The organism is Bdellovibrio sp. ArHS (assembly GCF_000786105.1).
In the GTDB taxonomy this organism is placed as follows: domain Bacteria; phylum Bdellovibrionota; class Bdellovibrionia; order Bdellovibrionales; family Bdellovibrionaceae; genus Bdellovibrio.
The window spans coordinates 1-12328 of sequence record NZ_JTEV01000004.1; the positions used below are offsets into that span (position 1 = coordinate 1).

At 47.8% G+C, this 12328-nt stretch carries 12 protein-coding genes; 10 read left to right on the forward strand and 2 right to left on the reverse strand.

The features are described 5' to 3' along the window. The coding region (locus OM95_RS02235; protein WP_041869893.1) for a tail fiber domain-containing protein at window positions 1-2029 on the forward strand (2029 nt) is incomplete at its 5' end. A 7-nt stretch (window positions 2030-2036) separates the two neighbouring features. Here the strand turns inward: OM95_RS02235 and OM95_RS02240 are convergent. Further along, on the reverse strand, window positions 2037-2438 hold the full coding sequence (locus tag OM95_RS02240) for a hypothetical protein (RefSeq protein ID WP_041869895.1): 402 nt from the start codon (window positions 2436-2438) through the stop codon (window positions 2037-2039). Window positions 2439-2514: 76 nt separating this feature from the next. Here OM95_RS02240 and OM95_RS02245 point away from each other — a divergent pair, with 76 nt between their 5' ends. Beyond that, window positions 2515-3705, forward strand: coding sequence for an MFS transporter (locus OM95_RS02245; RefSeq protein ID WP_041869897.1), 1191 nt, complete (start codon window positions 2515-2517; stop codon window positions 3703-3705). Here the strand turns inward: OM95_RS02245 and OM95_RS02250 are convergent. Continuing rightward, a complete protein-coding gene (locus OM95_RS02250) occupies window positions 3702-3908 on the reverse strand; it encodes a hypothetical protein (RefSeq protein ID WP_041869898.1) in 207 nt (68 codons plus the stop codon). The genes OM95_RS02245 and OM95_RS02250 overlap by 4 nt on opposite strands. 170 nt (window positions 3909-4078) lie before the next feature. On the opposite strand from OM95_RS02250, the gene OM95_RS02255 reads away from it, so the two are divergent. The 8 genes from OM95_RS02255 to OM95_RS02295 all read left to right on the forward strand — a co-directional run bounded on the left by OM95_RS02255 (window position 4079) and on the right by OM95_RS02295 (window position 12327). Next, entirely contained in the window at window positions 4079-4570 is a 492-nt protein-coding gene (locus tag OM95_RS02255) for a hypothetical protein (protein WP_041869899.1), read from the forward strand. Then, the gene (locus OM95_RS02260; protein ID WP_041869900.1) at window positions 4567-5841 is read left to right on the forward strand and encodes a nodulation protein NfeD; all 1275 of its coding nucleotides are present in this window, start codon (window positions 4567-4569) and stop codon (window positions 5839-5841) included. Before OM95_RS02255 ends, OM95_RS02260 begins: the two co-directional genes overlap by 4 nt. Before the next feature lie 10 nt (window positions 5842-5851). Further along, the gene (locus OM95_RS02265) at window positions 5852-6601 is read left to right on the forward strand and encodes a slipin family protein (RefSeq protein WP_041869903.1); all 750 of its coding nucleotides are present in this window, start codon (window positions 5852-5854) and stop codon (window positions 6599-6601) included. Between the two features lie 87 nt (window positions 6602-6688). Beyond that, the gene (locus tag OM95_RS02270; protein ID WP_291515462.1) at window positions 6689-7846 is read left to right on the forward strand and encodes a SpoIID/LytB domain-containing protein; all 1158 of its coding nucleotides are present in this window, start codon (window positions 6689-6691) and stop codon (window positions 7844-7846) included. Between the two features lie 489 nt (window positions 7847-8335). Next, window positions 8336-9103, forward strand: coding sequence for a hypothetical protein (locus tag OM95_RS02280; protein WP_041869907.1), 768 nt, complete (start codon window positions 8336-8338; stop codon window positions 9101-9103). Window positions 9104-9181: 78 nt separating this feature from the next. After that, window positions 9182-9796, forward strand: a complete 615-nt coding sequence (locus OM95_RS02285; RefSeq protein WP_041869909.1) for a hypothetical protein — start codon at window positions 9182-9184, stop codon at window positions 9794-9796. Between the two features lie 117 nt (window positions 9797-9913). After that, on the forward strand, window positions 9914-10792 hold the full coding sequence (locus OM95_RS02290; RefSeq protein WP_041869911.1) for a site-specific tyrosine recombinase: 879 nt from the start codon (window positions 9914-9916) through the stop codon (window positions 10790-10792). 86 nt (window positions 10793-10878) lie between these two features. After that, window positions 10879-12327, forward strand: a complete 1449-nt coding sequence (locus OM95_RS02295; RefSeq protein ID WP_041869913.1) for an ATP-binding protein — start codon at window positions 10879-10881, stop codon at window positions 12325-12327. The last annotated feature ends 1 nt before the right edge of the window (window position 12328 follow it).

Consider the following 12328-nt stretch of genomic DNA (forward strand, 5'->3'; position numbering starts at 1 on the left):
TAAGGTGACTGGCACTCAAGCGTTGACGACAGGCTGTACAGCTGCGCAGACGTTGACGTGGATTTCTACGACAGATTCATTAGCATGTACCGATATTGCTATTGATGATTCTCAAGTTAATTTCGGTTCACAAGCTGCAGGGAATTTTTTTGCGGCCCCCGAGGGCAGCGCTGGTGTTCCGGTCTTCAGATCTATCGCCACTTCTGATTTGCCGACATCGGCGGTGACACAATGGACGACAAATGGTTCTGACATCCATTTTAATACGGGAAAGGTAGGTTTGGGAACAACGAGTCCGGTTACGCTTGTTGACACCCGTACGGCCGCAACTCCCACCCTTGCCGCATCAGTGAACACGTACCCCACCCCGCTTACAGTTTATCCGAGCAATTCCTACAATGAGGCAAACTTAACAGGTCTTATTGCCGACGGCGTTACGACAATAGGGCTGGATCATATCATTTTAAATCCCTCGGCTCCTGTGAGCTCGAGCTTGTCGGGAAGGTACGTGAGTATCGTAGTCCCACCCACGGCCACCAATAATAATCAGTCCACGAACATTGGAGTGTCTGCCAAGGTCAGAGATTATGCCGCCGTGGGCACGACGGGCTCTTTATATGGGGCCGATATAGGAGTGCAGTATTTTGGCGCGGGCGCCAGAAGTTTTCTTGTCGGTCTTCAAGGTACTGCGAACGTGGCAAACTACAATTCAACCAATCAAGCCTCAACGGTCGGAAGTGTTTTCGGTGGGCACTTTACAGCCAGTGTAAACACGACAGGTGGTAGTGCTGAGGAAGTGCGTGGCCTTTCCTCTATTTCAGCGAATTCTGGAACGATCGAGAGACAGCTTGGAGCGCATAGCTTTGCGACTAATAACGCTTCAGGAACAGTAACCTATCAAAGGGGAATGGGTGTGAGCGCCGTCAATGATGGCACGATTGCGGCTACAGGTCATCAAGCGGGGCTTGAGGTTGCGGCCAGCACCTCGAATGCCATAAATGCCCAATGGGGATTTATGAGTTCTACTGTTAACACGAGCACTGGAAGTAGTGGGACACAAATGGCCGGCGGAGCTTTCGCTGCTAACAATGGCTCTGGATCTTTGAATGACCAAAGGGGACTCCAAGGGTACGCTCAAAACAATGGCTCTGGTACAATAAACTCGCAAATTGGTCTCATCGGCGGCGCCCAGAATACCAGTGTTGGAACACTCGTCAGCGCGGTGGCGGTGATGGGCCACTCGCAGAATTTGGGGGCGGGAACAATTGATTCAGCTGTTGGTGTAAATGGCGAAATCCTAAATGATCATGCCGGAGGAACTATTGCTAACTCCTATGCCTTTACAGGAACGGTTCGGCGCAACAGCGGTACCATCACCAATGGCTACGGACTTTTTCTCGGACCCATTGTTGCGACAAATGCATGGTCCATTTTTGTGAGTGACGCTGCCGCCCCCAGCTACTTCGCTGGAAAAATAGGGGTGGGTAATTTCAGTCCCGCGTACAATCTTGATGTTACCGGCGACGTCAATGCGACGGGGTGTGTTCGTGCTAGCAACTCCACGTTGGGCGGAACCTGCGCTTCTGATGAACGTTTGAAACAGGATGTACAATCTTTCACTTTGGGTCTTGAAGCACTTTTAGGAGTCAACCCTCGCTACTTTAAATATAACGGCCTGGGTGGGCAGCCTGCCAGTCGGGAGTTTGAACTCGGCGTAATTGCGCAAGAAGTTGAAATGACAGCGCCAGAACTCATCGTTCCGAAGAAAGTGAAGCTCCATTCTGATGACAGTCAAACAACTGAAATCAAGCAGGTCAACTACACGGCTTTGACTTACGTCCTCATCAACTCAGTGAAGGAGCTTTATCATCGTTGGTCGACCGATAGCCAAGCTGTTCATCAGGAGTTAGCCTCTAAGGATCACAGGATTCAACTGCTTGAGCAGGACAACGCCAAGAAATCAAAAGAACTTGATGCCATCAAAGCATGGCTGTGCGCGAAGGATCCAGCGGCGCCATTTTGTATATAGCGGCGCCCTAATTACGAACACCCCAACCAAACAGCTCCACATAGATGCTGTCTTCGATGAAAGCAAAGCGCAGTCTGCCGTGGTGGGACCCTTCAAACCACGGGCGGAACTCTACGCGCGTCAGACAAACCTGTCCCGGCGCCAGCCAAGGTGGGCAATTGCTTTGTGCCCAAAAAGAAGAGCCCATGATAAAAACCCCACGAAGTTGAACCGGTTGCGAGCCGGTATTGCGAAGGGTGAAATCCACACAGCGGCTGAAGTGTAGCCATTGGCTGCCAAAATTATAAGAATAGTAGCGGTTTGCCTTGGTCTCTAACTGGCCCTGTTGAGTTTTGATTTCCAGAGAAGGGCTAGCGACGGCAGGGAGTGTTAAAAACAAACTTAGAAAAAGAGGCAAAAGCATTTTCATAAGGACCTCCGACATTTTTATTTTTTACTAATAAGAAATTGGTCGCAAAGTTTTTCCGTAGTATGCTGGCGATGTCATGAATGAGCCCGTCTGGTCCCCTCTGAAAATTTCTTTATATCGATCCTTCTGGATCTGTGCTTTCTTGTCAAATTTAGGCACGTGGACTCAGGACGTGGCGGCCAGTTGGGTGATGACACATTTAAATACGTCTCCGCTAGTGATTTCTTTGCTTTCATTTTCCAGCAATTTACCCATTTTGTTTTTAAGCATTCCGGCGGGGTTTATAGCGGATCTAGGACACCGTCGTCGGGTGCTGCTTTTTGCCCAAGGTCTGATGTTTTTTGCCGCGGGACTTTTAGCGTATCTGGTATGGCAGGAACAAATCACTGAACTCAGCCTTTTGGCGCTCGCGTTGACCATGGGAGTGGGCTTCGCCTTGACGAATCCGGCTTTTCAATCGGTGTTGACCGACTTGGTGCCACATCCCCTGCAGCAACAGGCGGTTTTGGTGTACTACATGGGTATTAACATCACGCGTGTTCTCGGTCCGACAGTGGGCGGAGGATTGTTAAGTTTCTTTGGTCCTAGCACCGCCTTCTTAGTGAACAGCATTTCTTTTTTAGGACTGATTTTTTTCTTCTGGATATGGCCTGTGAAAGAGGCGCCTACAGAAAGTCCAAAAAAAATCACTTTTACGGAAGATGATTGGAAGCCGCTTTTTTCTTTGCACAATCTGAAACTTTGGGTCGAGATTTTTCTGGTCACCTTTTGTGCCTCTTCCATGTGGGCTCTTTACCCGACGCGAGGTCGTTTAGAGTTAGCTCTTAATTCCTGGCAGTACGGGTCTTTGTTGGGTTGCTTTGGTTTGGGGGCTTGTGTCAGTGCATTTCTTTCTGAAAAAATCATGCAGCCGCATCGGACCAAGAACTCTTTGGCGGGTTCCTACATTGTCTATGCTGTGGGTATTTTGTTGTTAGCGGTCGCGCCTAACTTTGGGGTGATGTGTTTTGCCATGTTTTTCTGTGGAACGGGATGGCTGGTGCTTTCCACACTGATGAATATGAGTTCACGCCAGATCACCGGAAAGTCGCACTTAAAGGCCACTATGTTAGGAGTCTTTCTCGCTGTTTTCTATGCAGGGATGGCGGTGGGCTCTGTCAGTTGGGGAGCGGTGGCCCGGGTGTCACAAACTTCCTGGGCCTTGATTATTGCGGGAGTAGCCTTGGCGCTGATCGGTTTTTCCAAAGGTCTGCGCGCACGTGCCTAGTGGACGCGATGGTGACGCGGTTCTTTTTCGCTGGAACAACACGGGCACTGCGCTTTTTCTTGCAGAACATGAAACTCAGCGGCTTGTTCATAGCTAAACTCTAAAGCTCCACCACAGATATCGCAGTTATTAATCTCTTTGCGGAAGTCCTCACGCTTATTAAATTCTTCGGTAGGGATAATATTGAATTTGAAAACTTCCATGGGATCTCCTTTGCTTTATTCAAGGTCCGCGCCGCTTCGGCACCGTAATAAACTTATCGGTCCGCATCGTCTCAACTTGAGACTTTTTTGCGGTCAATGCGGTGGTTTGAGCGCTGCATTACGTCCGGTTTTATTAGTCTATAGGCGAAGGTCTGGGTAAACTCCCTTCCATGAAAGACTATATCCAATATCTGCAAGACGTTTTAGGCCTGCAAAATGTGATGCTGCCGGCCTCTGAAGCCGGCAAGGCCCAGACACATTTTTTTACTCTGGATGGAGTCTTTGCGCCGACAGAAAAACACTATTGTGAATTGGTCTTTTTGAACATTCTTACCCAAAGCAAAGAAAGTTTCTTTTTGCCGGAAGTCCGAGATCTTTTCGACAAAATGAAAAACGCGATGAAGCTTAAGAACCTGCAGGTGCTGGAACTTGATTGCACCGTGGAAGATCGCTCGCAGCTTCCTTCTGAACTTGCAGAAATTTGTGAAAGCCGTGTGGTTGTTGTTTTCAGTTCTTTTCCCAAAGATATTGGTGAGCTGATTTTTAAAGGACCTGGCAAATGGATAGAAACCTATAGCCCGGCTTATTTGTTGGAAGATGCCGCTGCCAAAAAAGTGGTCTGGAACGATTTGCAAAAAGTGATGCGGGAGCTCGATCTATGAAAAAAACTCTGATCGCATTGTTCATCCTGTTCATGTTTTCGTTACAGGCCCAGGCGACATGCACGCTGGCGGTGACGATCAATGATGCAATCACCGCGTCGACTTCGGATTATCTGGCGCGAGCTGAAAGTATCGCCAAAGACAATCGGTGCGAAGCGCTTTTTGTGCGTATGAACACTCCTGGCGGAAGTTTGCAAAGCACACGTTTGATTGTTGAACAGATTCTAAGATCTGAGATTCCTTATTTATGTCTGATTACTCCCAGTGGCGGAGGCGCGGGCAGTGCGGGGGCTATTATTCTGCAGGCCTGTCATGTCAACGGCGGATTGACGGCCACGAACATCGGTGCGGCAACTCCGATTCTTGGCACCGGCGAAAACACTCCCGAAGATCTCCGCAAAAAAATTATTAACGATACAGTCAGTTGGATGGAAGGCGTAACTCAGCTTCGCGGTCGCAATCTGGATTTCGCCAAAGAAATTGTCACCGAGGCGAAATCGTTAAGTAGCGAGGCTGCGCATAAAGCCAAGGCCCTTGATATTCTGGCACAGAATGAAATGGATTTTCTGAAACAGGCAGAGGGTCGCAAAGTTCTGGTGAACGAGAAGAAAGAGTTCACGGTCAAAGTCAGTGAACTGCGAGAGTTCTCTCCGGATCTTCGTTATAAAGTTCTGAGTTTTGTTGCGGATCCGGAATTTGCTTACTTGTTATTCATGGGCAGTTTGGGATTGCTCTATGTCGAAATCACCCATCCAGGTTTGATCGCGCCGGGAGTGATCGGTGGGATCGGGTTGGTTTTATCTTTAGTCGCTTTCCATAAGTTGGACATCGTCTGGGGTGGACTGGCTTTGATTCTTCTGGGAATCGTTTTTTTGATTCTGGAAATTTTCGTAACAAGTTTTGGTTTGCTGGGGATTGGAGGACTGGTGGCGGTCTTCGTTGGAAGTTTGTTCCTCTTTGATGCACAGGCGACGGGTTATACTCTGCCTTTGTCTTTGATTTTATCTGTGGTCGCAGTTTTAGGATTTTTCTTTTTAGGAATTGGCTATCTGGCCCTAAAAACCATCCGTCATAAAAGTAAAGATGCGGATGCTGATTTAGCCAGCCATAAGGGAGTCGTGGTCGCAGTTGAAGCCTTGGGGCATCGCGGGCAGATTCAAATCATGGGCGAAACCTGGTTCTTCGTTTCCGAAGACTCTTTGCAGGTGAACGACCAGGTGCAGGTCACGGGGCGCCAGGGACTGACATTGAACGTAAAAAAAGTTTTATAAGGAGAAAGCAATGGAATTTTTAATAGCCATAGTCATCATCGGTGGAATCATCCTAAGTTCCATGATCAAGATTTTAAACGATTGGGAACGCGGCGTGGTTCTGCGTCTGGGTAAAGCCGTCGGTGTTCGCGGTCCGGGCCTGATTTTACTCATTCCTTTTATCGAGCGCATGATCAAGATCGACACTCGCACCATCGCTATGGACGTGCAGCCTCAAGACGTGATCACCAAAGACAACGTCAGTATGCAGGTAAATGCGGTGGTTTATTTCAAAGTGATTTCCCCTTTAGAGGCGATCACAAAAATTGAAGACTACTACTTTGCTACAAGCCAATTGGCGCAAACAACTTTGCGTTCGGTGATGGGTCAGTATCCTCTGGATGACGTATTAGAGCACAGAGATAAAATCAACTCTGCCCTGCAAGGCATTTTGGATAAACACACGGAAGCCTGGGGGATCAAAGTGACGATGGTCGAAGTAAAACAGATCGATCTTCCCAAAGAAATGCAAAGAGCGATGGCGCGAGAAGCGGAAGCTGAGCGTGAGCGTCGTGCGAAAGTCATCAGTGCCGACGGTGAGGTTCAGAGGGCCCAGAAGCTTCAAGAAGCTTCGAATACTTTGGCTGGTTCGCCTTCCGCGTTGCAATTGGCTTATCTGCAGACCTTAACAGAAATCGCTGGTGATAAAACGAACACGGTGATTTTTCCTTTGCCGCTGGATATCATTAAGCCTCTTTTGGATTCGCAAAAGCAAAACTAGACTTTCATCTGCGCTCATCTGTGCTGTTTAATAAAGGGGTAGGCATGATGCCACCCCTTTGCTTGAACCTTCATGGATGGAGTGTCAGTGAAACTGATTTGGGCGTCTTTGTGTTTCATCTTTGTGTATGTCAGTTTTCTTTCTGAAGCAAAATCCTCTCTGATCCAGGGATCAGAGCTGGTTCGTGTGCGTTTGTTGTCGACAACGGAAAAAGTTCAAATTTCGGGCCTGGGCTTAAAGTTTCACAATTTGGATCGTCCTTATCGTCCTGTGGCCATTCCCAATAATGGTCACGCAGAAGTTCGCTTGATGCAGCGAGAAGGCAAGAAGGTGTGGTCTCTACGTATTAATAACAAAGACCCCGAGACTCTTTTTTCCGAAAAATTTCTTTATATTCAAGGTGAAAACCTGCGCGTGGGAGCGCAGGCTTTGCCCCAAAAAGTTCTTCTTCACGCCAGCAAAGAAAAAGTGGATGTCGTGGGTGTGATGCCCTTGGAAGATTATGTCGTGGGTGTCCTGGCCAGCGAAATGCCGTTGTCCTGGCCGATGGAGAGTTTAAAAGCTCAGGCCGTGGCCGCGCGCTCATACGCTTTGGCCGTGATGAACGAGCGTAAAGAACAGCCGTATCACTTGGAAAGCAACATTCTGGATCAGGTTTTTCGGCATGTGCTAGCGGAAGATGAAAAGGATCCTTTGCTTAAAAAAGCCCTGCAAGCAGTGAAAGAAACCCAAGGGCAAAAGCTTTACAGTGCAAACGATCAAGTGCTGAAGGCCTTCTTTCATTCCGATTGCGGCGGGAAAACCACGACACCTAAAAACGTCTGGAATTATGGCGTGAACACGGGGGTCGCCACGGACAGTTCCTGTCCCACGAATCCACGCGCGCACTGGAAACTTGCCTTAAGTAAAAGCGAATTGCATCGGCGTTTGGGCTTACCCCCCATTGCTAAAATCGACTTTATCCGCAACGTCGCCGACCAAAGAGTTCTCAAAGTAAAGGTGGCCTTGAACGATTCTTCAGAGAAATTGATTTCGGCCAATGACTTTCGGCAGAAGATCGGATTTACCGAACTTCGCAGTGCTCTTTTTGAGATGAAAAAAGTGGGCGAAAGTTTTGTCTTTGAAGGGCGTGGCTTCGGTCACGGCGTCGGACTTTGTCAGTGGGGAAGTCGAGCCTTGTCGCGATCAGGGTTGAATTACCAACAAATCCTAAGCCACTATTATCCGTTAGCGAAGCTCAAGTAACTGTTTTAAAGTTTTTATTGCGCCAGTCAGGGAAAGAAGAAGGTCAGGAAATAAAAAAAGGATCTTCGCAAGAAAGACCTGCGAAAAAAAATTGGAAAGCCCAAAATCAGTAAATTTTTAGAATCCCAAAAAGACTCGGGCCGCGAACATAAAAACCGCTCCCAAGATCAATGCATTTGTCGCTGTGATAGTCATGACTATTTCCTTTATAGTTTCGATACAATCCCATTTCGGTAAGGTGAGGAAAAATCTTAAATATTTTTGTTTTCGTCGAACTTTTGACCATCTCAAGATGTGACAGCAGTGCCCTTTTTGCGCTCATCCCACAGACATTAGACGACAAACAGGGGGCTGTTTCAGTCCGAGAATGGTCGTGAATCCGTCGTAATTCCAAAGGGTTATGCGTTTTTATCGGGCTTGGCACAAGCATCGCAATAGTCATCTTGTGAGCGGTTCCTTTTAAACCGGACTGCTTAAAGAGAGGCTGATATGAAAACATTCAACTCAAAACTGATCCTCACGATGGCAGCATTCGCACTTATGGGTGTTGGCTGCGGTCAAAGCAATCAGTTCCAAACGAATTCAGTAGTTCAGCCACCACTTATTGGCGGAGACGGCATCATCCCTGATTCTCCAGATGGAAGTGGTTCGAACAGCAACGGTTCGACTTCAACAGGTTCTAACACGGTGACTTTCACTCCTGTGTCGATTGCTGAGTTCAACTCTTATGTAGCTATGCATCCGTTGAACAATCCAACGAACTTTAAACTGACAGTTGATTTGAATAACGCTGGCAATGGCCGCTATGCGGGAACTGTAAAGATCTCTTACGTGGATACTGGCTATCAATATGAAGGTAAATTTGAAGCAGGTTCTGGCACAAACGTGGATGCTTACAAATTAAAAGACGCAGGTCTTATGGAAGCTGAGTTCAACAGATGGTTCATCATCAACGGTAAGTACTACTTCTCGGCATTCTTTCAAGACGCTTACGGTGCGGTCGTGTTGGTGGTTGATAACTACGTCAATCAAGGTGATGCGCAAGGTTCAGGAACATTGTCGGGCTCGGTTTATTACAAAAACTTCGCTCAATCTTATGTGCAACAGTCACCTTACAGAAAGTGCTGGTACATCTATGACGGTCCTTACAATTGCCGCGCTTCTGCTGTGATTAATAAAAACACTCCCTACCCAGGAGACGGTTACAGAAAGTTGGGAACTTTCTCAGGACTTTCTAAAGCAGCAGCGATTAAGTAAGAAAACGAAGAATGATTATAAAGTTAGATTAAAAGTGTAACGAAACAAGGACAAAAGATCGGTAACAGGAGAGATTTTATGGAAAGACTTAACAAAAAGACTTTAAGTTTTCCAGCAATGGTATTCACAAGAGCTTTGGCAACGCTGGGAGTAGTTTTAACGCTAGCGGCATGTGGTAAAGACAATGGTGGAGGCTCCGCTCCCATCGTCGTCGGTATCAACGGCTGTCAAAACTGCGGTGCGATCACGGCTCCAACTGTTTTAACGACTTTCAACAGCCAGGCGGCCTCAGGTGCCTTCGCTCTAACAAATATGCAGGTGTATGCTCAGGCGGGTTTGATTCAACCAAATGCCTCTGGATACAACTACAAATGGTATAACGGTCCGATCGCTATCCAGGGACAATTGACAGTTCCCACCGCTTTCCATGATACAACCAACTCGGGCTGTGTCGTTCCGGCGGGAACATACTACTTGCAGACTTATTCTGTCGGGCAGCTTGGAAACTTGGGTGCTGATGTCTTGGTTCCGTCTTTGATGACGACGACTGGCAATATCGAGTTGAAGATTGAATCCGCAGGAGTGGCTGGCGGTGGCTTCGTTGATGAAGGTCGCAAGCTTTACGCGAAAGTTTCTATCGTGCGAGCAAATGGGTATGTCTGCTCAGCCTTGTTTGCAGATTCGATCCTGTAAAGCAGAAGTGAAAAATTGAATTTACACCCCAAGGCCGAAACCTTGGGGTTTTTTATTTAAAAAAGTCTTACATAATATTTGCTTGCGCTTAGAGGAAAGTCTGGGTCTAATGTTGTCATGGAATTACCTCTTTGGATCGACTTCTTTGATGAGCTTCAAAATGTCCGGGGACGTTCTCAAAATACGGTGATGGCTTATCGCCGCGATTTAGAACTCTATATGGAATACAAGAAAAACAACAAAACTGTCAGCGGCTTCTACGAGTTTATGAAGAAAAACCAACTCTCGACCCGCTCTCAGGCACGCGTGATCTCGTCGTTGCGTACTTATTTTAAATTCTGTGAATCACGCGGAATGAAATGCGAAGAACTGCGAGAACTTCGTCCGCCGAAAGTGAAAGTCGGTCTTCCCAAAGTTTTGACTCCGCAGGAATTCCAAATGCTTTTTGATGCGGCTGAAGTGCAGGACCCGGTGCGCACAGCACGCAATCAACTGACATTGCTTTTCTTGTACGGTTTGGGCTGTCGTGTTTCCGAGCTGATTGCGCTGAATATTGTGGATTTCAACGCCACGGATCGTTGGATTAAAGTGTTAGGAAAAGGCAGCAAAGAACGTTTAGTGCCTTTGACTGAAAAGCTCGCGGAAAATCTGACGACCTATCTGAAAGATCATCGCCCGGCCTTAGTGAAGGAAAACAGTCCTTCGATTTTGATCAACGATCGTGGACATCGTCCTTCACGTGTTGATGTGTGGAGATGGCTTGCTGCTTGGTCGTTGCGAGCAGGATTCCCTGAACCCGTCAATCCACATCGCTTCCGTCACGGCTGCGCGACGGCTCTTTTGGAAAGTGGTGCGGATCTTCGCTCAATCCAAATGTTGCTGGGTCATGCCAGTATTCAGACGACACAGATCTATACGAGTGTGACCACCAACACGATGTCGCGAACGATCGAAGAACATCATCCTCTTTCACAAATGGTGGAAGTGGATAAATAACTGTCCGAACCTCGAAAGGGCTTCTGAATAAGAAGCCCTTTGTTTTTTCTCAAAGGTCGAGATTCTTTTTGCAACGAACTCTCGGCATGAAAATACAATCCCTTATTCGCGAAAATGATCGTCTTGTTCCTGTAGAAGTTGAAATCTCTTTCATTCCGGGACTTCCACAAATTCAATTTCTAGGATTGCCGGATCAGGCCATCAAAGAAAGCATTCATCGTATTAAAAGCGCTATTCGTGCCCAAGGTTTTGAATTCCCCAAAGCGCAGCAAATTCTAGTGAACCTTCGTCCCTCACATCTAAAAAAATCATCGCGCGGGTTAGAGCTGGCTGTCGCGTTGGGACTTCTTTGGGAAAGTGGCCAAGCCCCCAAACCCAACGAAGAATCTGTCTTGGTGTACGGAGAGTTGTCTTTGAGTGGCGCGGTCTTTGAGCCCGATGATTTAACCGAGGACTTTGATTCCCACGACGATCACGTGGTCTGGACAGGGACGGGGAGTGTGCGAAAAACTCCCTTTGCGCGAGCCTGTTTAAAAGAGCTTCGTGATTTGCACGAGCCTTTGATTTATCCCGCCGTCGCTCGCGAGTATCTTATTCAAAGACCCTGTTTCGGCTTGGACTTAAAATTTCCTCAGCGCCAGGCCGAGCTTCTGAAGCTGGTGGCCCTTGGCGAGCATTCGCTTTTACTAGCTGGTCCGGCAGGCTCGGGGAAAAGCACTCTTGCCAAAACGTTGCTGTCGCTTTTGCAGGAGCCTTCACAAGAAGACTTCCACGAGATTTTTCGCAACAACAAAGAAACTAAATTTCCATTGTCTTGGCGTCCCTTGGTGCACCCTCATCACTCAACATCGCCCCTCGGGTTGATTGGTGGGGGTGTGCCTCCTTTTAAAGGTGAGTTTTCCCGGGCCCACAAAGGGATTCTCGTATTGGATGAACTTTTAGAGTTCAATCCTCGCGCGCAAGAAGCTTTGCGTGAACCGATGGAGGAGTTTCGCATTCGCTTGCGTCGAGGTCGCTTTATCGAAGAACATCCTGCGGAAGCTTTGGTGGTGGCAACGACGAATCTTTGTCCGTGCGGGGATTGGGTGCCTCAATCCAAAGTGGTGTGTGGTCGCTCGTTAAAGAAATGTCAGTCTTATACGGAAAGGCTGTCAGGCCCCCTGGTCGATCGCTTTCAGATTCTGTTCTTCACACAAAAGCGTGAAACAGGGGAAAGCATTTTAGGCGAAGATCTTTTGGCGATCTTGGAAGATGTGAGAGTCTTTCGAAGAAATCTGTCGCTTCAGGATGCAAGATTCAAGAAGGTCGCGTCGCGGTGGTCATGGGAAGAACTGATTCAGGATCTGCCTCGATTCTACATGGAGGAACTGTTTCCCAAAGAGATGATCTCGCGGCGAAGAGATCTTGCGACGCTGCGAGTCGCAAGAAGCTACGCGGACCTGGACAAGAGTGAAAAGTTAGAACCGCAACATGTAGAGCGGGCTTTGAAAGTCACTTACGTCCCCTTTGAAGCCCTGAAGCGTCTCGGCTGTTAAG

What these genes read in the sequence shown, in the direction of transcription:
- OM95_RS02240 (WP_041869895.1), bottom strand. Translation starts at nt 2,438, where the DNA reads ATGAAAATGCTTTTGCCTCTTTTTCTAAGTTTGTTTTTAACACTCCCT.
- OM95_RS02245 (WP_041869897.1), top strand. Translation starts at nt 2,515, where the DNA reads ATGAATGAGCCCGTCTGGTCCCCTCTGAAAATTTCTTTATATCGATCC.
- OM95_RS02250 (WP_041869898.1), bottom strand. Translation starts at nt 3,908, where the DNA reads ATGGAAGTTTTCAAATTCAATATTATCCCTACCGAAGAATTTAATAAG.
- OM95_RS02255 (WP_041869899.1), top strand. Translation starts at nt 4,079, where the DNA reads ATGAAAGACTATATCCAATATCTGCAAGACGTTTTAGGCCTGCAAAAT.
- OM95_RS02260 (WP_041869900.1), top strand. Translation starts at nt 4,567, where the DNA reads ATGAAAAAAACTCTGATCGCATTGTTCATCCTGTTCATGTTTTCGTTA.
- OM95_RS02265 (WP_041869903.1), top strand. Translation starts at nt 5,852, where the DNA reads ATGGAATTTTTAATAGCCATAGTCATCATCGGTGGAATCATCCTAAGT.
- OM95_RS02280 (WP_041869907.1), top strand. Translation starts at nt 8,336, where the DNA reads ATGAAAACATTCAACTCAAAACTGATCCTCACGATGGCAGCATTCGCA.
- OM95_RS02285 (WP_041869909.1), top strand. Translation starts at nt 9,182, where the DNA reads ATGGAAAGACTTAACAAAAAGACTTTAAGTTTTCCAGCAATGGTATTC.
- OM95_RS02290 (WP_041869911.1), top strand. Translation starts at nt 9,914, where the DNA reads ATGGAATTACCTCTTTGGATCGACTTCTTTGATGAGCTTCAAAATGTC.
- OM95_RS02295 (WP_041869913.1), top strand. Translation starts at nt 10,879, where the DNA reads ATGAAAATACAATCCCTTATTCGCGAAAATGATCGTCTTGTTCCTGTA.